The 18,382-nt window shown below is 37.6% G+C and carries 17 protein-coding genes; 13 read left to right on the top strand and 4 right to left on the bottom strand.

Annotated features, from left to right (window positions below; genetic code table 11):
• Nucleotides 1-25 precede the first annotated feature (25 nt).
• Nucleotides 26-1,012: a metal-dependent hydrolase gene (locus AC1DCY_RS12065; RefSeq protein ID WP_477350402.1), complete on the bottom strand. Its 987-nt coding sequence runs from the start codon at nt 1,010-1,012 to the stop codon at nt 26-28.
• Between the two features lie 202 nt (nt 1,013-1,214).
• On the opposite strand from AC1DCY_RS12065, the gene mutY reads away from it, so the two are divergent.
• From mutY to nikC, 9 genes are all read left to right on the top strand, one after another.
• Nucleotides 1,215-2,249 (top strand): A/G-specific adenine glycosylase, encoded by a 1,035-nt coding sequence (mutY, locus tag AC1DCY_RS12060; RefSeq protein WP_477350400.1) that lies wholly within the window; start codon nt 1,215-1,217, stop codon nt 2,247-2,249.
• Between the two features lie 83 nt (nt 2,250-2,332).
• A complete protein-coding gene (locus AC1DCY_RS12055) occupies nt 2,333-2,512 on the top strand; it encodes a gamma-type small acid-soluble spore protein (RefSeq protein ID WP_402871440.1) in 180 nt (59 codons plus the stop codon).
• Nucleotides 2,513-2,900: 388 nt separating this feature from the next.
• Nucleotides 2,901-3,449, top strand: coding sequence for a nucleoside tri-diphosphate phosphatase (gene ntdP, locus AC1DCY_RS12050; protein WP_100545160.1), 549 nt, complete (start codon nt 2,901-2,903; stop codon nt 3,447-3,449).
• 201 nt (nt 3,450-3,650) lie between these two features.
• Nucleotides 3,651-5,396 carry an ABC transporter ATP-binding protein gene (locus AC1DCY_RS12045; protein ID WP_477350398.1) on the top strand — a complete coding sequence of 582 codons (1,746 nt, stop codon included), beginning with the start codon at nt 3,651-3,653 and terminating at the stop codon, nt 5,394-5,396.
• 417 nt (nt 5,397-5,813) lie between these two features.
• Nucleotides 5,814-6,827 carry an ABC transporter ATP-binding protein gene (locus AC1DCY_RS12040; protein ID WP_477350396.1) on the top strand — a complete coding sequence of 338 codons (1,014 nt, stop codon included), beginning with the start codon at nt 5,814-5,816 and terminating at the stop codon, nt 6,825-6,827.
• Nucleotides 6,802-7,791 carry an ABC transporter ATP-binding protein gene (locus tag AC1DCY_RS12035; protein WP_477350394.1) on the top strand — a complete coding sequence of 330 codons (990 nt, stop codon included), beginning with the start codon at nt 6,802-6,804 and terminating at the stop codon, nt 7,789-7,791. The genes AC1DCY_RS12040 and AC1DCY_RS12035 overlap by 26 nt, the downstream gene beginning before the upstream one ends.
• Nucleotides 7,792-7,812: 21 nt before the next feature.
• Complete coding sequence (locus AC1DCY_RS12030) at nt 7,813-9,426, top strand: ABC transporter substrate-binding protein (RefSeq protein WP_477350393.1); 1,614 nt, start codon at nt 7,813-7,815, stop codon at nt 9,424-9,426.
• 233 nt (nt 9,427-9,659) lie between these two features.
• On the top strand, nt 9,660-10,664 hold the full coding sequence (locus tag AC1DCY_RS12025; RefSeq protein ID WP_477350392.1) for an ABC transporter permease: 1,005 nt from the start codon (nt 9,660-9,662) through the stop codon (nt 10,662-10,664).
• 15 nt (nt 10,665-10,679) lie between these two features.
• Complete coding sequence (nikC, locus tag AC1DCY_RS12020) at nt 10,680-11,573, top strand: nickel transporter permease (RefSeq protein WP_477350390.1); 894 nt, start codon at nt 10,680-10,682, stop codon at nt 11,571-11,573.
• A 47-nt stretch (nt 11,574-11,620) separates the two neighbouring features.
• On the opposite strand, the gene AC1DCY_RS12015 is transcribed toward nikC, so the two are convergent.
• Nucleotides 11,621-12,709, bottom strand: a complete 1,089-nt coding sequence (locus AC1DCY_RS12015; protein ID WP_477350388.1) for an FUSC family protein — start codon at nt 12,707-12,709, stop codon at nt 11,621-11,623.
• A 274-nt stretch (nt 12,710-12,983) separates the two neighbouring features.
• Nucleotides 12,984-14,270: a glutamate-1-semialdehyde 2,1-aminomutase gene (locus tag AC1DCY_RS12010; RefSeq protein ID WP_477350386.1), complete on the bottom strand. Its 1,287-nt coding sequence runs from the start codon at nt 14,268-14,270 to the stop codon at nt 12,984-12,986.
• A gap of 134 nt (nt 14,271-14,404) precedes the next feature.
• On the opposite strand from AC1DCY_RS12010, the gene bcp reads away from it, so the two are divergent.
• The 3 genes from bcp to perR all read left to right on the top strand — a co-directional run bounded on the left by bcp (nt 14,405) and on the right by perR (nt 16,546).
• Nucleotides 14,405-14,881 carry a thioredoxin-dependent thiol peroxidase gene (gene bcp / locus AC1DCY_RS12005; RefSeq protein ID WP_477350384.1) on the top strand — a complete coding sequence of 159 codons (477 nt, stop codon included), beginning with the start codon at nt 14,405-14,407 and terminating at the stop codon, nt 14,879-14,881.
• Nucleotides 14,878-15,822, top strand: coding sequence for a D-2-hydroxyacid dehydrogenase (locus AC1DCY_RS12000; protein ID WP_477350382.1), 945 nt, complete (start codon nt 14,878-14,880; stop codon nt 15,820-15,822). Before bcp ends, AC1DCY_RS12000 begins: the two co-directional genes overlap by 4 nt.
• A 280-nt stretch (nt 15,823-16,102) precedes the next feature.
• A complete protein-coding gene (gene perR / locus AC1DCY_RS11995; RefSeq protein ID WP_049668868.1) occupies nt 16,103-16,546 on the top strand; it encodes a peroxide-responsive transcriptional repressor PerR in 444 nt (147 codons plus the stop codon).
• 25 nt (nt 16,547-16,571) lie between these two features.
• Here perR and AC1DCY_RS11990 read toward each other — a convergent pair whose 3' ends face one another.
• Entirely contained in the window at nt 16,572-16,922 is a 351-nt protein-coding gene (locus AC1DCY_RS11990; RefSeq protein WP_477350380.1) for a YgzB family protein, read from the bottom strand.
• Nucleotides 16,923-17,130: 208 nt separating this feature from the next.
• On the opposite strand from AC1DCY_RS11990, the gene AC1DCY_RS11985 reads away from it, so the two are divergent.
• Nucleotides 17,131-18,024 (top strand): nucleotidyltransferase-like protein, encoded by an 894-nt coding sequence (locus AC1DCY_RS11985; protein WP_477350378.1) that lies wholly within the window; start codon nt 17,131-17,133, stop codon nt 18,022-18,024.
• Nucleotides 18,025-18,382 lie beyond the last annotated feature (358 nt).

Raw genomic sequence — 18,382 nt, 5'->3', positions numbered from 1 at the left:
ATATTTGGTCAGGGTTTGCTGATGTTTAATTACTTGCGCCAACCTGTAATTTTTTTTGGAGTTTATCTTCAGTGAAAATCCAGCCTGTGTATGAAGTGATAATCTCATTGTCATCATTTAAATGAGCGACAGCAACGAACGGATAGCGATTATCACTGCGGTAACGCAGATCAATTAATCTTACTTCTGTTAAGCCATTATCGAGTTCTGAAATTTCCCAACGATACAATGGTGAGAATGACACGAAAGCAGCGAGATTACGATCTTTCAATGCTATTTCGATAAGAGGCGTTTTCGGTAAAGGTTTTATTTCGAATTTATCATAAATATTAACAGTTCGCCCATAAGCGCGCCCAACGTAATAATGCGTTTTAGATTTTGCTGCAATTCGCCAGTGGAAGAATCTCATTGTAGGAGCTACAATAACATACTCTTCATCCTGAATGGTTTTATGCACAGCGTTCTTTACAGCCTTTTGGACCGCAAATCGCAAAATGTAGTAAACGATAATAATGAGATACATGATACTAAATGTCCAAACTGGATCTGCACCAAATGCCCAAAGTAAAATGCCGAGGCAATGTAGTGTAAAAATGATTGGATCAAACGTATTAATAACACCAAGTGCAACCCATCTTCTAGAGAATGGTCGAAGTGCTTGTGTACCATAAGCATTGAAAATATCAACAAAGACGTGAAGTGCTACAGCTAAAAATGTCCAAAGCCATAAATGAAACACATTTGCGTCTTGAATAATAATTGCTAAAACCACTGTAATTAAGAGAGGCCAAATAGCTACTGCTGGTAGTGAATGTGTTATTCCGCGATGGTGTCGAATATAAATTGCGTTGTTGCGCAGTTTTAAAACAGTATCGACATCTGGTGCCTGTGAGCCAATAATTGTACCTGCCATTACTGCGGTAAAGGTCATTGAATGCTCTGCTACAACGGGATCGGCTAATGCAAGACCACCGAGAGCTATACCCATAACGAAATGTGTGCCTGAATCCAAAAATATCCACTCCTTGTATGCAACAAAAAAGAGTACAATTTGCATACATGTATATTTCAATAATCCGTAATACCTGATATTTACTTATTTAATTTTGAAGCTAGAAAAAATATGACGTTTTTTGTCGTTTCTGACAATGATCTTTTCTTAATTGTATACTCTTTTTACCATAAATAAAATCGTAAAGACGCAGGAGGTCACTGTGAATTATCCATATGTAACAGAATTTCGACAATCTTTAGTCGAATGGTTTAATGTTGAGAAACGTGATTTACCTTGGAGGCATACTACGGACCCTTATAAAATCTGGGTATCGGAAGTGATGCTACAGCAAACACGTGTCGACACAGTTATTCCTTATTACAATCGTTTCATGGAAAGTTTTCCAACATTAGAATTACTCGCGGAAGCTCCACAAGAATACTTATTGAAGCATTGGGAAGGCCTCGGCTATTATTCCCGTGCACGTAACTTACAAGCGGGTGTTCGTGAGGTATTAGAAAACTATGGTGGAATAGTACCCGATAATCGCCACGAAATTTCAACATTAAAAGGTGTTGGCCCATATACTGCTGGAGCTATTCTAAGTATTGCCTATAATAAGCCCGAACATGCGGTAGATGGCAATGTTATGCGCGTTTTAAGTCGTGTGCTTAATATTCATGAAGATATAGCAGTTCCAAAGACTAAAAAGATTTTTGAAGCGGCTGTTGAAGAATTGATAGATCCTGAAAATGCATCGTCCTTCAATCAAGGCTTAATGGAGCTTGGTGCACTTATTTGTACGCCAACTTCACCAAAGTGTTTATTGTGTCCAGTTCGCGAATACTGTACCGCTTTTAATGAAGGTGAGCCTGGAAAATTACCTATCAAATCTAAAAAAGTAAAAATGAAGCATATCACATACGATGTGCTTGTATGCCAAGATGACGAAGGTCGAATTTTATTGGAGCAGCGTCCAACAGAGGGTTTACTAGCTAATCTATGGCAGTTTCCAATGCTTGAGCACGGTAAAGATTCAATAGATACTTTTATTAATGACTATACTATGAATGTTCAATTGCAACAGGATTTGTTAACATTTAAACATGTTTTTTCACATTTAACATGGCATATAAATAGCTATTTTATGAAATGTAATTCAGCAGTAAAGGGCGAATGGCTGACTCGCGAACAAATAGAATTATTACCAATGCCCGTTCCAATGCTGAAAATTTGGCAAGAAATTAAGGATTAATCAAGAAAATAATATTTATAAAAATTTATAGCATAAAACCATTCACCTCGGTACACAATAATGAGCGTGGAGGTGAATGAATAATGAAAAAGCAAAACAACAACCAAAATTTACAACCGAATAAAAACATGCAACGTCAAAGTCAAGAATTTGGTTATGAAACGGATGTTAATGAAGTGCAAAAGCAAAATGCTAAAGCAGAGCAAAACAAAACTCAAGCTTCAGGTAACTTCAATAAAACTAACCAAGATCTTGGTGAATAACACTTTGTAATTGCATAATTGCATTTACCTCTAAGGAGCTGTCTAAAATCGAAAAGATTAAAAAAGGCAGCTCCTTTTTAATTTTTATATAGCAAGATGAGAAAATCGCTCGGATAGGCCAGAGAACTGATTGGATGCGGGGAAGAACGTCTCAGCTCTGCTTCAGAAGAAAAACCCCAATCTGATCTATAAACATAAGCAAAAAAATTTCAATTGGGTTATTGTTATGATAAAATTCGCTTCAAATTAACGAAATTTTGTACATATTTAAAAGAGCGCAGGGAAATTTGTGGTTTTCTAACTACACCTTTCGCGTACACATTGCTATAATATACTAGAGACTGACTGCTAGATTTAGGTAGCATAGACGAAAAGGTGGGCTTCAAAGATGGCAATACCGGTAGAAGGAGAAACGATACAAATACATAGTTATAAGCACAATGGCCGTATCCACCGTGTTTGGCAAGAAACAACGGTTTTAAAAGGAACGAAAAATATCATTATCGGTGCGAATGAACGGACACTTGTGACAGAATCCGATGGTCGTACGTGGCTAACGAGAGAGCCTTCTATTTGTTATTTCCATGCGGAGCACTGGTTTAACATCATTTGCATGCTACGTGAGGACGGTGTGTATTATTATTGCAATCTAAGCTCACCATTTGTTTTCGATAATAATGCCATTAAATATATTGACTATGATTTAGACATTAAAGTTTTCCCTGATATGTCTTATTCACTCTTGGATGAGGATGAATATGAGCTACATAGTAAGGAAATGTCTTATCCAGATGTCATAGATAAAATTTTAAAGCGCAATGTCGATAAATTAATTAGCTGGATTCAACAAAAAAGAGGACCCTTTGCACCTGATTTCATCGATGCCTGGACAAGCCGTTATAAGTTTCAGCTCGATATGCAAGCAGATGATTGTTAGTTGCACCTATTAGTTTTACTAATGGGTGTTTTTTTATGTCTTAAACAATCGGATTGTAAAATAGTTAGTAATAAAGCTAAATTAAATGTACTTAAAACAAAATATTGCTATAATACGTTTGGGCATTCAGTTTGTGGATGTCTGTTTCTTTTTATGTATTACATAAGAGCAAGGCTTTTAAAATAAGGATGTGATAATGAATTGGATAGTATAAAGCGTTATATGAAATTTGTAAAACCATATACATGGGAAATTATTTTAACGGTTTTAATTGGTATAGTTAAATTTGCGATTCCGTTGTTTATCCCATTGCTCATAAAAATTGTGTTAGATGATATTATTGATGCGGATAGTCTAACGGATGCAGAGAAAACAAAAGAACTGTTTTATTGGTTAGGTGGTACGATCATTGTATTCTTTATTATTCGACCACCGATTGAGTATTACCGTCAATATTTTGCTCAACATGTTAGTAACAAGGTGCTTTTCGATATTCGAAAACAAATATATGCACATTTACAGCGACTAAGTTTAAGATACTATGCAAATACAAGAGCTGGTGATGTTATTTCAAGAGTGATTAATGATGTGGAACAAACAAAAAACTTTATCATGACAGGCTTGATGAATGTTTGGCTTGACCTTGCGACTATTGTTATTGCTATCGGTATTATGCTTGCCATGGATGTTAAGCTTACGCTAGTAGCATTAGTTGCGTTCCCATTCTATGCATTTAGCGTGAAGTACTTCTTTGGTAAACTTCGATCTTTAACACGTAAACGATCACAAGCGCTTGCAGGTGTGCAAAGTTATTTGCATGAACGTGTAGCTGGAATGAGTATTATCAAAAGCTTCACGCTAGAAAAGCATGAGCAAAAATTATTCGATGAAGCAAATGGTGAATTTTTAGAAAAGGCACTAGACCATACGAAATGGAATGCTAAATCCTTTGCAGTGGTGAATACAATCACGGATGTAGCACCTCTCCTAGTAATTGCTTATGCAGGTTATCAGGTTATTAATGGTTCACTTTCAGTCGGAACGATGGTGGCCTTTATTGCCTATATCGAACGACTTTATGGACCACTCCGTCGTCTTGTAAGTTCATCGACTATGTTAACACAATCATTTGCATCAATGGATCGTATGTTTGAATTAATGGACGAACCTTATGAAATAAAAAACAAGGATAATGCGGTGGAGCTACCTCGAGTAAAGGGTGAAGTCCGCTTTAACAATGTGAACTTTCAATATGAAGAAGAAGGCTCACAAATATTAAACAACATCAATTTTACGATTAACCCTGGAGAGACAGTTGCATTTGTAGGAATGAGCGGTGGAGGAAAATCAACCATCATTAGTTTAATTCCTCGCTTTTATGATACAACGAGTGGCGCAGTGACTATTGATGAATATGATGTACGTGACGTATCATTACATTCTTTACGCTCACAAATTGGAATTGTACTACAGGACAATATTTTATTTAGCGATTCGGTAAAAGAAAATATATTAATGGGCAAGCCAGAAGCTTCTGATGAAGAGGTTATTGCTGCTGCAAGAGCGGCAAATGCACATGATTTTATTATGAGTTTACCAAATGGCTATGACACAAAAGTCGGGGAGCGCGGTGTGAAGTTATCAGGTGGACAAAAGCAGCGAGTAGCAATCGCTCGTGTATTTTTAAAAAATCCTCCTATTTTAATACTGGATGAAGCAACCTCTGCTTTAGATTTAGAAAGTGAGGCACTTATTCAAGAATCATTGGATGTGCTTGCACATGAACGCACGACCATTATAATTGCTCATCGACTTTCTACAATTACACATGCAGATAAAATTTTGGTTATAGATCATGGACAATTAATTGAAAGTGGTACGCACGAGCAATTAATGCAAAAAGAGGGGACTTACTTTAATTTATTCCAAGTGCAACATTTAGACTGATGTACTACGCTATAATAGGAAAAATCTGACTCACTATCATAACATGGGGTTGATTTCCGTTCCGGCTGGGCGCTTTGCCGCTGACGCTACGCTTTCGCACAGAGCGAAGCTTCCTGGGGACAGTGAGCAATAAATAGCGAAGCGTCATGTCCCCCATCTTTTGGTGATGAGTAATAATCTAAAAATAGCCTTCCATATCATAAATGGAGGGCTATTTTTTTGTCTTATTAATAAAATATTATCGATTAATAAGATAATATTAATACGAAACTCGAACGATGTAGAAAATTTATGTTAATTGCAGAATAATAATGATTGAAAGAGAGATGTTTTTTAGTTAGAATTATCTGAAAATAGGGAATTGCGTGATAGTGAATGTGGTTAAGTGAAAATATGGGTAGGGTGGGGCGATTGATTATGAGAAAAAAGCTGCTAGAAATAAAAGGTTTAAAGACAACTTTTTTTACAGATGATGGACAAATTCCTGCCGTAGATGATATCGATTTTTCTGTTCATGAGGGAGAAATATTAGGGATTGTAGGGGAATCGGGAAGTGGAAAAAGTGTTACATCACTGTCCATTATGGGATTAATACCGTCACCACCTGGAAAAATAACAGGGGGAGAAATACTATTAGATGGCAAAAACCTCGTAACATTATCTGATAAACAAATGCAGAAAATTCGTGGGAAAGATGTGGCGATGATTTTTCAGGAACCTATGACTTCCTTAAATCCTTTGTTTACAATTGGAGATCAACTAAAAGAAGCGATTTTAATTCATAATCCAAAATGGTCTAAAAAAGAAGCCTATGCAAGGGCAATTGAAATTATGAAGCTAGTAGGTTTACCACGTGCCGAGGAATTATTAAAAGATTATCCACATCAACTATCGGGGGGGATGCGACAACGGGTCATGATTGCAATGGCACTTGTCTGTGATCCGAAGGTATTGATTGCTGATGAGCCGACTACTGCACTAGATGTTACGATTCAAGCTCAAATTTTGCAGCTTATGAAAGATTTAAATAAACGTTTAAATACAGCTGTTTTATTAATTACACATGATTTAGGTGTAGTAGCAGAAACATGCGAGCGAGTTATTGTGATGTATGCAGGTCAGATTGTAGAGGAGGCACCTATTCAGGAGATATTCGTTAATCCAAAGCATCCTTATACACAAGGGCTTATTAAATCTGTACCGGATATGCGTTATAAAAAGGACAATCTTTACTCTATATCAGGTAGTGTACCTAAGCCTGGAAGTATTCAGGAAGGCTGTCGTTTTGCAGCGCGTTGCGAATTTGCAATGGACCGCTGTGTACAAGAAACACCACCTTTATATGAAGCAACAGAGCAGCATAAATCGAGATGTTTTTTACTAGAGAAACAGGAGGTGGAGCAACATGTCGAAAGTGTTGTTGAAAGTTGATGGTTTGAAAAAATATTTCCCCATTCGGAAGGGTGTCTTAAATACACAGGTTGGAGACGTAAAGGCAGTAGATGATGTTTCCTTTGAAGTATTTGAAGGAGAAACATTAGGTATTGTAGGTGAGTCCGGATGTGGTAAATCAACAACTGGTCGACTTTTAATGCGATTACTTGAGCCAACAGAGGGCGAGATTGAATTCGCAGGTAAAATGATTTCTGAATTATCTAACAACGAAATGCGCAAAGCCCGTAGAGACATTCAAATGATTTTCCAAGATCCGTATGCCTCTCTTAATCCTAGGCATAACATTGGGAAAATATTAGAGGAGCCTCTTATTGTTCATGGAATGGGTAATTCAAAGGAACGAAAACAGAAGGTAATAGAGCTTCTCGAAATTGTTGGTTTAAATGAATATCATGTGAAAAGGTATCCTCATCAATTTAGTGGTGGTCAAAGACAGCGTATCGGCATTGCCCGTGCACTAATGACGAATCCTCGTTTGATTATTGCGGACGAGCCTGTCTCTGCACTCGATGTGTCAATACAGGCGCAAGTATTGAATTTATTGCAAAACTTACAGAAGGACTTAAAGCTAACTTATATTTTTATCTCCCACGATTTAGGGGTTGTACGCCATATTAGTAATCGTGTAGGTGTGATGTATTTAGGGAAATTAGTGGAGTTGACAGCAAGTGAGGATTTATACGCTGAGCCACTTCACCCATATACTCAAGCACTGCTATCCTCGGTACCTGTTCCAGATCCTGCGTTTGAACGTGAACAGCTTATTATTTCTGGAGATATTCCTAGTGCTTCGAATCCGCCAAGCGGGTGCACTTTCCATACGAGATGTCCATTTAAAAAAGAAGAATGTTCTCAAGTAGTTCCGAAAATGCAAGAAGTGAAACCGGGTCATTTTGTTGCTTGCCATCTTTACGATGCAATCCAACATTCAATGATATAAAAAAACTTAGGGGGAAATTTAATGAAGAAAAAGAAGCTTTGGACTTTGGGTGTAATGCTTATCCTTGTTCTCTCGACAATCTTAGCAGCTTGTGGCGGCTCAGATACTAAGGATACGGGTAGTAAAGATACTTCAAGTGGTGGCGATTCAGCTAGTAGCGGATCAAAAACATTAGTATACGGTCGTGGTGGTGATTCAGTAGCACTAGACCCTGCAGTTGTAACTGATGGTGAATCATTCACGGTTACAGCAAATATATATGAAACGCTGGTTAATTTCGGCGAGAAAGATGTAACAATTCAACCAGGTTTAGCAAAATCATGGGAGCCGTCAGAAGATGGTTTAACATACACATTCAATTTACAAGAAGGTGTAAAGTTCCATGATGGCACTGATTTCAATGCAGAAGCAGTTGTTAAAAATTTCGAGCGCTGGAAAGCTGGTGCTGATAAACACCCTTATTACAGCTCCCAATTTGTAGTAGGTGACAAGCAAGTGATTGAATCGGTAACTGCTAAAGATGATTATACTGTTGTATTCAAACTTAGCCAGCCACAGGCACCATTCCTAAAAAATTTAGCGATGTCTCCTTTTGCTATTGCTTCTCCAAAAGCTTTTGAAGCAAATGAAGAAGGATTATCTACAAATCCAGTAGGGACGGGTCCATTCAAATTTGTGAGCTGGGTACGTAATGATGCAGTTACTATTGAGAAAAACCCAGATTACTATATTGATGGTTTACCGAAATTAGATAAAGTAATTTATAAATCAATTCCAGAAAACTCTACACGTTTAAATGCATTAACTAACGGTGAAGTTGATGTAGCGGATGGCTTAAGTCCATCTGATAAAGCTTCAATTGAATCAAACTCAAATTTACAATTAATCGAACGCCCATCTATGAATGTTGGTTATCTTGGATTAACAGTAACACGTCCACCATTCGATAATGTAAAAGTTCGTCAAGCAGTAAATTATGCAATCGATAAACAAGCATTAGTAGATGCATTCTATGAAGGCTTAGCAGAGCCAGCGAAAAATCCTATGCCTCCAGTAATTTCAGGCTACAACGATGACATTAAAGGCTATGAGTATGATCCAGAAAAAGCTAAAGCATTATTAGCTGAGGCTGGCTATGATGGTAAAAAAATTCAACTATGGGCTATGCCTGTGCCACGTCCGTATATGCCAGATGGCAAAAAAATTGCTGAAGCGATCCAAAAGAATTTAGATGATGTTGGAATCAAATCTGAAATTGTATCTTTTGAATGGGCTACGTATTTAGAAAAAGCGCAAAATGGTGAAGCAGATGCGTTCTTACTTGGTTGGACAGGTGATAACGGAGATGCGGATAACTTCCTTTATACTTTATTAGACGGGGATAACATTGGTTCTAACAACTACACATTCTATGATAATAAAGAATTACACAAGATTTTAGTGACTGCACAAACTGAAATTAATGAGGACAAGCGTAATGAACTTTATAAGCAAGCACAAGAGATCATCTCTAAAGATGCGCCATGGGTTCCACTTGCTCACTCTACTCCAATTCTAGGTGCTAGCACTAAAGTTACAAACTATATTGCACATCCAACTGGTTCTGACCATTTAGCTAATGTAGATATGAAGTAGGCGTAAAAGGTCAATCCCGACAAAGAGAGAACTTTTAAGAATCTGCTTGCTTTCTGCGGGTAAGCCGTAGAAATCTAGCGGATTCTTTTTACAAGCTAGAGGTATTTTTTCTGTATGAAAGACCAATCATCTAAAACCGTTTGGTGAAAGCTGACCCTTTCTACAGTATGCGTAGAGACTTCAATGCTTTTGTTGCAAAAGTATATTATGAAAATAACAGAGGGGTGAAGAAGATGCTTCACTATATGGGAAGGCGTTTGTTTCAATTAATCCCAGTTTTGCTTGGAATGACTTTTATCGTCTTCATGTTAATTCGTTCAATTCCTGGTAATCCAGCACAAGTAATTTTAGGACAGCAGGCAACGAAAGAAGCGGTCGAAGCGTTAAACGCAAGTTTAGGATTAAATAAGCCGTGGTATACACAATATTTTGGTTATTTAGGTGGCATTTTTCAGGGGGATTTAGGAGTATCCTTACGTACTAAATTGCCTGTATCAGAGGAGATTTTCCCGTATTTAGCGGCAACAGCTGAGCTAGCGCTATTTGCCATGATTATCGCAGTGATAATTGGCGTAAATGCAGGCATTATTTCTGCATGGTTCCAAAATTCTTGGTTCGACTATGTGGCAATGATAGTTGCTTTAATTGGGGTGTCTGTACCAGTCTTCTGGCTCGGTTTAATGGAACAATGGGCTTTCAGTAATCAGCTTGGTTGGTTCCCGACATCTGGGCGAGAAGATGTGCGAGATCCGATAACCGCCATTACCCATTTTTATTTACTGGATACGTTAATACATGGCCGCTTTGATCAATTTTTGGAAGTATTAAAGCGATTAATATTACCGGGCATGGCTCTTGCGACAATTCCAATGGCAATTATTGCGAGAATGACTAGGTCGTCTATGCTTGAAGTAATGCGCTCTGACTATGTACGTACAGCTAGAGCAAAGGGGCAAAGAATGTTTATTGTTGTTTATAAGCATGCATTAAAAAATGCAGTTATTCCGGTGTTAACAGTAATCGGTTTGCAAACAGGATTGCTGCTAGGTGGTGCCATTTTAACAGAGACAATTTTCAGCTGGCCAGGAATTGGTCGTTATATTTATGATGCCATTGGCTTCCGAGACTATCCTGTTATTCAATCAGGTATTTTAGTAATTGCATTTATTTTTATCATGATTAACTTAATTGTGGATTTACTGTATACGGTGATAGATCCACGGATTAAATACAAATAGAGGGGAGAAGCGATAATGACTGGAGCGATAAATATAAAAACAGAGGCAGCACCAGGTCGTGAACGAGCGGCAGGTCCTTGGAGAGAAGGCTGGCGTAGCTTTAAAAAGAGTAAAATCTCCCTAGTAGGTGCAGGCATTGTACTATTTTTTATTATACTTGCTATGGTTGGCCCGATGATTGCTCCTGAAGGAATTAATGAACAAAATCTTTCGCAGCGTTTATTAGCACCGTCAAATGAGCATTGGTTTGGCACAGATGACTTTGGTCGGGATATTTTCTCTAGAGTTATACATGGAGCTAGTATTTCTTTGAAGGTAGGCTTTTTATCGGTTATTCTTTCTGTTATTGTTGGTAGTTTCCTTGGCATTATTGCGGGGTATTATGGAAGATGGATTGATACGATTATCTCGCGTATGTTCGATATTTTGTTAGCTTTTCCTAGTATTTTACTAGCGATTGCAGTAGTAGCAGTACTTGGGCCATCATTACAAAATGCACTGATTGCCATTGCCATTATTAACGTTCCGAATTTCGGGCGCCTAATTCGTTCGAAAGTATTGAGTGTAAAGGAAGAGGAGTATATCGTAGCAGCAAAGGCGATTGGAATGCGTGATTCCCGAATTTTATTCTCGCATATTTTGCCAAACTCGATGACGCCAATCATCGTACAAGGAACGCTAGCAATAGCGACAGCGATTATTGAAGCGGCGGCATTAGGCTTCCTTGGATTAGGAGCTCAAGCACCAGCGCCAGAATGGGGTAAAATGCTAGCGGATTCCCGTATCTATTTATTAAAGGCTCCGTGGACGATGATTTTCCCAGGTTTAGCTATTATGTTAACGGTTCTCGGTTTTAATCTAATGGGGGACGGTTTACGTGATGCACTTGATCCGAAAATGAAAAGCTAATAAAAAGAGCGAAGAGATGGATATAATGCCAACTCTTCGCTCTTTTTTTAAATAAATTCCTCTTCAAACTCCACATTAATTTCTTGACCATGATGAGTTTGATACGACACGATAAGCGTATCTAAATGCTCTAGGTTTTCTTCGTAATCTAAAATACGCGATAAAATATAAAGCAAGTGATAACTCGAGAATTCTGTATCGCCTTCATCATGCGCATAAGTTATTTGCTTTATAAATATTTCCATTAACTCGTTACGCTGAACATAATCAATATGTTTACTCCACTCTGAATGCTCGGGCTTCAATTTCCCCGTATATTTCAGTAGTAGCTGTTCGTGATAGGTTAGTAGGAAATCAAGCCGCTCTTGAATCATTAAATGAAATTGCGTCGGTAGCTGCGCTAATTCATTTTCATGATTATGAAGACGATGAAGAAGCTCTAAACTTTTCTTTGACGTTGTGATCATTTGACGATAAACAACTAATTTACGTGCTTTTACAAACTTTTTATTTTTAAAGTAATTACGCTCTTCCTTATAAAAATCATACAGTGTATCAACTCGTTGCATACGAGACTTAAATTTGCTTAATGCTTCTTTTGTAGACGTATGCTCTGATGCTTGACGAACAGCAAGTCGCGTCCATCGAATAATATCATCTTGTAAAAAGTAAATCTTACGGAAAAGCTTTACTTCATATTTGGGTGGTAGGAAGAACAGATTGACAACAAATGCTGCTAACACCCCAACTAATATCGTAAGAAAGCGAATAAGACCAAATGTCAGGAAGTCATCTCCTTGAATCTCCATAATAGCTACAACTGTAACAAGTGCTAGGGACAATGACTTTTCAAGTTTGAATTTCAACATGATACCGATCGCAATAATGACTGCAATGCCGATTGCTACTACATGGTGACTAAAAAGCAAACCAAAAATGACCGCGATAGTAGCTCCTATAATATTGGCTTGTACTTGCTCAACAATTGTTTGATAGGAACGATAAATAGATGGCTGAATCGCAAAGATTGCTGCAATTCCTGCAAAAACAGGTGAAGGTAGCTCTAGCAGCTCAGCAATAAATAGTGCAAACACGATGGCAACACCAGTTTTAAATACACGGGCACCTAATTTCATAGAAAATGGATGTCCTTTCTGTCTAAAATTTTAACTTCTTTCAGTAGATGTTCCCCGCCTCAATAGGGGGAGTTAAATGCTGCTTAAGTTACTTTACCCAATCATCCGCGGATGTCTTCTATACATTATAGAAGGAAGTGCTCATAAAATACATAGATTTGTATGTCATTTACAGAAAAAAGACGACTCACAGAGGAGTCGTCCTTAAAAGTTTATCTTAGACACTATTCTAAATTGCACTTCTCACTAAGCGTTTAGCCATTGCATATACAAATTACAATTGTGAAAATGCACTATCTACCGCTTTGATTGTTTCAAGAATATCTGCTTCTGTATGCTCTGTTGTTAAGAACCAAGCTTCATATTTTGATGGAGCTAAATTAATTCCTTGAGCAAGCATTAATTTAAAGAAACGACCAAAGATTTCACCGTCTGAGTTTTCAGCCTGCTCATAGTTTTCTACTTTCACATCTGTAAAGTAAATTGTAAGAGCACCTTTTAGGCGATTAACAGTAATTGTGACATCATGTTTTTTGGCTGCGGCCAAGATACCTTCTTCTAAAATGGCTCCAAGACGGTCCATTTCATCATAAATTCCTGGAGTTTGTAATACTTCTAGGCAGGCAATACCAGATTGCATGGATGCAGGGTTTCCTGCCATTGTGCCTGCTTGATAGGCAGGTCCAAGTGGAGCCACTGTGTCCATAATCTCTTTGCGACCGCCGTATGCACCGATTGGTAAACCACCGCCGATTACTTTACCAAGTGCAGTTAGGTCAGGTGTTAAACCTAGTAAGTTTTGGGCACCGCCGTAGTGGAAGCGGAAAGCAGTAATAACTTCATCATGAATAGTTAATGCCCCTTTTTCCTTTGCTGTGGCATGAACTAATTCCAGGAAGCCTGGGTTAGGCTCTACAATACCGAAGTTTCCAACGATAGGCTCGATTAAAATAGCAGCGATTTGATCGCCCCATTTATCCATTGCTTCTGTAAATGCTTCAGGGTTGTTAAATGGTACAGTAATAACTTCCTCGGCTGTAGAAGTTGTAACACCGGCTGAGTCAGGAGTACCTAATGTTGCAGGACCAGAACCAGCAGCTACTAATACTAAGTCAAAGTGACCATGGTAACAACCAGCGAATTTCATAACTTTTGTACGGCCAGTATAAGCACGTGCAACACGAATTGTTGTCATGACAGCTTCTGTACCGGAGTTATTAAAGCGTACTTTATCCATAGATGGGATGGCTTCTTTTAGCATTTTTGCGAAAGTAACCTCGTACTCAGTTGGAGTCCCAAACAAAGTGCCATTTTCAGCTGCGTTTGTAATAGCCTTTGCGATATGTGGATGACCGTGACCAGTAACGATTGGACCGTAAGCTGCTAGATAGTCGATATAACGGTTGCCATCAACATCCCAAAAATAAGCACCTTTCCCACGAGTCATTGCAACAGGTGAACCTCCGCCAACTGCTTTATAAGAACGAGAAGGGCTATTTACACCACCAACGATATGCTGTAGCGCTTCTGCGTGTACTGCTTCAGATTTTGTATGATTCATATATATTTTGCCTCCTAAATCTTTATACTTCATCTATTGTAGACCTATCAGTGCAAGAAATCCAAAGAAATTAAGGGATATGATTTGTTTTACTATTTAGAGTAAAATAGAGCGTACAAGAGGAGGAGATTGATATGGCTTTAATAGAAGGTAAAAAAGCACCTGATTTTTCCCTTATAAATGAAAAAGGAGAAACAGTAAAGTTAGCGGATTTCAAAGGACAAAATGTTATTTTATATTTTTATCCTAAAGATATGACACCAGGCTGTACGACGGAGGCTTGTGACTTTCGTGATAAGCACGAGGGTTTTAGTAAATTAAATGCAGTTGTACTTGGCATTAGTCCTGACGATGCAAAAAAACATACCAAATTTATAGATAAGCATGGACTACCATTCTCGCTATTAGTGGATGAGGATCATGCCGTAGCAGAAGCGTATGGTGTGTGGGTGCTGAAAAAGATGTATGGACGTGAATATATGGGGATAGAGCGTTCAACATTTTTAATTGATACAGAAGGAAACTTGATAAAGGCTTGGAGTAAAGTACGTGTAAAAAATCATATTGAAGAAGTATATACATATTTAGCAGAATGGGAGGTGACTCAATGAGAATTTATTTTACGTTTGAACCAAGACCAGATTTACGTGAGCCACTAGTAGCAGAATTTCCACAAGTTGATTTTATTTTTGAAAATGGCTTATCAATCGAAGAGCTACAACAAGCGGATGTGCTTGTCACATATGGTGAAGATTTAAATGATGAAAATATTAAGTATGCGACAAAGGTTAAATGGATTTTTGTAGCTTCAGCGGGAATCGAAAAAATGCCAACTCAAGCTATTATTGAACGAGGGATACTAGTTTCGAATGTGCGTGGCATTCATAAAACACCAATGGCGGAATCGATGCTTGCTCATATTTTAGCGATTAAGCGTGCACTGCCTTGGATGTATCAACAGCAAAAGAAAAGTGAATGGTCCAAAAAAGCGAAACAAACCGAGTTGCGGGATAGCACAGCACTTATTTTAGGACCTGGAGCTATTGGCTCGGAAGTAGGTCGCTTATTACAAGCTTTTGGTGTTGTGACAATTGGCTGCAATCGTTCGGGGAACGAAGCGGCATATATGAATGATATGGTGAGCTTTGATCAATTAATCGAAGCTTTACCTAAGGCTGATATTGTCATTTCTGTATTACCTAAAACGGAGGAGACGACACATTTATTGAAGGAAGAGCATTTTAAAGCGATGAAAAAAGATGCTATCTTCATGAATTTTGGTCGTGGAAACTTAGTAGAGGAAAACGTTTTGATACGTGCCATTCAAGCAGGTGAAATTGGTTATGCTGTTTTAGATGTATATGAACAAGAGCCTTTAGCTGAGAATCATCCTTTATGGACTTTACCGAATGTCATTGTGTCTCCTCATATTTCAAGTCACTCTTCTCGCTATGTTGAACGAAGCTTGGAAATCTTTAAGCCAAGTTTAGAGAAGTGGTTACGCGGTGAAACCGATTTAGAAAATATGATGGATTTATCAAGAGGCTATTGAAGTAGTAGTCCTAAAATCAATTATGCCTCGGAATAATTGTTGCTGTCGCTGCGCTTTCGCACAGAAAACATTTGTTGCTGTAGCTGTGCTTTCGCTACAGATAAATTGCCACAGGACGTGGCGTTCTTAGACTGAGTTCCTCTTTTTCAGCGGATGTTTGGACACCCGCTGAAAGAAGCTAAACTGAAATGTGTATGAATGTTGACAGAAGTAAGAGTAATTCGATACACTAATTATAACAATTATAAATTAATAATCTTTATGGAAGAGGTGCATTACGATGTCTGAAACGCATTTACAGGATGCACTTGACACGTTAAAAACAACTGGTGTTCGTATTACTCCTCAACGTCATGCTATTTTGGAATATTTAATTCAAACAATGGCACATCCAACTGCCGATGAAATTTATAAAGCACTTGAAGGGAAATTCCCAAATATGAGTGTAGCGACCGTCTATAATAACCTTCGCGTATTTCGTGAAGTTGGTCTAGTAAAAGAACTAACTTTTGGTGATGCTTCAAGTCGCTTTGATTTCGTTACAAACGATCATTATCATATGATTTGTGAATGCTGTGGCAAAATAGTCGACTTCCATTATCCTGGTCTCGACGAAATTGAACATTTTGCATCACAAGTAACAGGCTTTGATGTGCATGCGCATCGTTTAGAAATTTACGGCACTTGTCCATCGTGTAAAGATGTATCTGCAAAAGTACAATAAAAAAATCCTAGCTCTTAAATGAGGGCTAGGAATTTTTTGTCTTATTATAAGATTGGTCGAACTCTTTTCCTTCTAGAGTTGGATCCAGTGTTAATGGTTCATTACAGTACATACACATATCTACACGGCCTAATACTTTTGTGTGCTTATGGCAATTAGGGCATTCCACTGGAACAGCTTTAGTTGAGAGCAGTCCAATCCATGCATATACGACTGTACTACCAATAATACAAAGTACACCAAGGGTCATGAAAATTAATACTAGAATAGGATTGTTTTTAAAGAAGATTCCCCCATACATAACTACAAAGCCGATAAAAATAAGTGCTAATGCGAATGAACGAATTTTATTAATTTTACTTTTGTAAGGTTTCATTTATCATCTTGCCTCCCAATCTAAAATCTACTATAACATATAAGAACAAAGTATTTTAGCTTTGATAACGTGGAAAGAAGGAATACTTTTAGAGTATGTCGAAATTTTAACGAAATCAATTTCGCCTTGGCGTAATTGAGTCCGGTGAAAATCCGTGACACCACTGAATGAAGTTAAAAGGTAACAAGCAAATAGAGGGGGACTGAACATGGAACAAGTTTTGCGTCCGATATACCAGGAACGTGCAAGTCAGTCGAATACATTAGGCGTTATTTTAGTGGAAAAACGCGAGGAAAAAAGTAATGTTACAGATACATTTGATACAGTCTTACTTATTATTGTAAAAGAAGCAGAAAAGCCAGTCTTTTCGAAGCATTACTTATATGAAGGAAATAAAGTAGCTTTACATACTGTTACTGAGAAAATAATAAGAAAATGGCTACTCATTGGCTCAAATAAAAAAGTGGTCGATTGGATTTTCTTTGGTAGAGTATTATTTGATCGGAATGAATTTCTTCATAAATTAAAAATTGAATTACAGGAGTTTCCGTTTAGTGGTCGTAAAATCAAAACAGGTATTCAATTTTCAAAGTTAATTCGACGTTACTTAGAAGGGAAAGAATACTTTGATAAGGGGAGCTATCTCGATGCTTATAATCATGTAGTGGATTCGTTACATCACTTGGGGCGTTTATCCATTATTGATAGTGGACTTTACCCTGAAGTAACTGTTTGGGCACAGGTGAAAAAAATTGAACCAGCGATTTATAAATTATACGAGGAGCTCGTTACAAGTAATGAACCGATAGAAAAACGGTTAGAGCTATTGTTTTTAGCTAGCGAGTTTTTAATACATTCACGTACACGGGATGGCGCTCAACATATTTTAGAAGTAATGCAAACAAAAGAGACTTGGACAATTCAGGAATTGCACGATCATAATGAGCTCATGAACTACTCAGTAGATTTAGAAGTGTTTGTAGAATATTTAGTGGACAAAGGTTATATTCAAATTGAACCTATCGTTGCGAAAAGTGAAATGATATTCCACCGTCATTATAAGGTAAATAAAGAAGCTCTAGAAATGGATCAAGGACTGTAGTATGCTAGTTATCGAGGTATGAAAAATACCTCGATAATTTTTTATGAAAAGTTGTTGACTTTTAATTTGTTGATATTGTATTATATTAATTGTCGCTAAGACATAACAAAATAACTTAACGAACGAAAAAAACTTTTCTAAAAAAGTTGTTGACATGAATTGAGTTAAATGTTAATATAAAGAAGTCGCTGAAAAACAACGACATCAACATGAACCTTGAAAACTGAACAAGCAAAACGTAATCAATAAAGTTTTTAGTAGCTAACCTTGAGTTGGTGAACGAAACAAAATTTTGGACATCAAACATGATGCCAGCAAAACAATTTGAGCTAATCAAATTTCTTTTTATGGAGAGTTT

This window comes from Lysinibacillus sp. 10T31, assembly GCF_056394365.1.
Note: the sequence above shows the minus strand (reverse complement) of the source record. Positions and strands in the feature narration are given on the sequence as shown.

What these genes read in the sequence shown, in the direction of transcription:
- AC1DCY_RS12055 (WP_402871440.1), top strand. Translation starts at nt 2,333, where the DNA reads ATGAAAAAGCAAAACAACAACCAAAATTTACAACCGAATAAAAACATG.
- ntdP (WP_100545160.1), top strand. Translation starts at nt 2,901, where the DNA reads ATGGCAATACCGGTAGAAGGAGAAACGATACAAATACATAGTTATAAG.
- AC1DCY_RS12040 (WP_477350396.1), top strand. Translation starts at nt 5,814, where the DNA reads ATGAGAAAAAAGCTGCTAGAAATAAAAGGTTTAAAGACAACTTTTTTT.
- AC1DCY_RS12035 (WP_477350394.1), top strand. Translation starts at nt 6,802, where the DNA reads ATGTCGAAAGTGTTGTTGAAAGTTGATGGTTTGAAAAAATATTTCCCC.
- AC1DCY_RS12030 (WP_477350393.1), top strand. Translation starts at nt 7,813, where the DNA reads ATGAAGAAAAAGAAGCTTTGGACTTTGGGTGTAATGCTTATCCTTGTT.
- AC1DCY_RS12025 (WP_477350392.1), top strand. Translation starts at nt 9,660, where the DNA reads ATGCTTCACTATATGGGAAGGCGTTTGTTTCAATTAATCCCAGTTTTG.
- nikC (WP_477350390.1), top strand. Translation starts at nt 10,680, where the DNA reads ATGACTGGAGCGATAAATATAAAAACAGAGGCAGCACCAGGTCGTGAA.
- AC1DCY_RS12015 (WP_477350388.1), bottom strand. Translation starts at nt 12,709, where the DNA reads ATGAAATTAGGTGCCCGTGTATTTAAAACTGGTGTTGCCATCGTGTTT.
- AC1DCY_RS12010 (WP_477350386.1), bottom strand. Translation starts at nt 14,270, where the DNA reads ATGAATCATACAAAATCTGAAGCAGTACACGCAGAAGCGCTACAGCAT.
- bcp (WP_477350384.1), top strand. Translation starts at nt 14,405, where the DNA reads ATGGCTTTAATAGAAGGTAAAAAAGCACCTGATTTTTCCCTTATAAAT.
- AC1DCY_RS12000 (WP_477350382.1), top strand. Translation starts at nt 14,878, where the DNA reads ATGAGAATTTATTTTACGTTTGAACCAAGACCAGATTTACGTGAGCCA.
- perR (WP_049668868.1), top strand. Translation starts at nt 16,103, where the DNA reads ATGTCTGAAACGCATTTACAGGATGCACTTGACACGTTAAAAACAACT.
- AC1DCY_RS11990 (WP_477350380.1), bottom strand. Translation starts at nt 16,922, where the DNA reads ATGAAACCTTACAAAAGTAAAATTAATAAAATTCGTTCATTCGCATTA.
- AC1DCY_RS11985 (WP_477350378.1), top strand. Translation starts at nt 17,131, where the DNA reads ATGGAACAAGTTTTGCGTCCGATATACCAGGAACGTGCAAGTCAGTCG.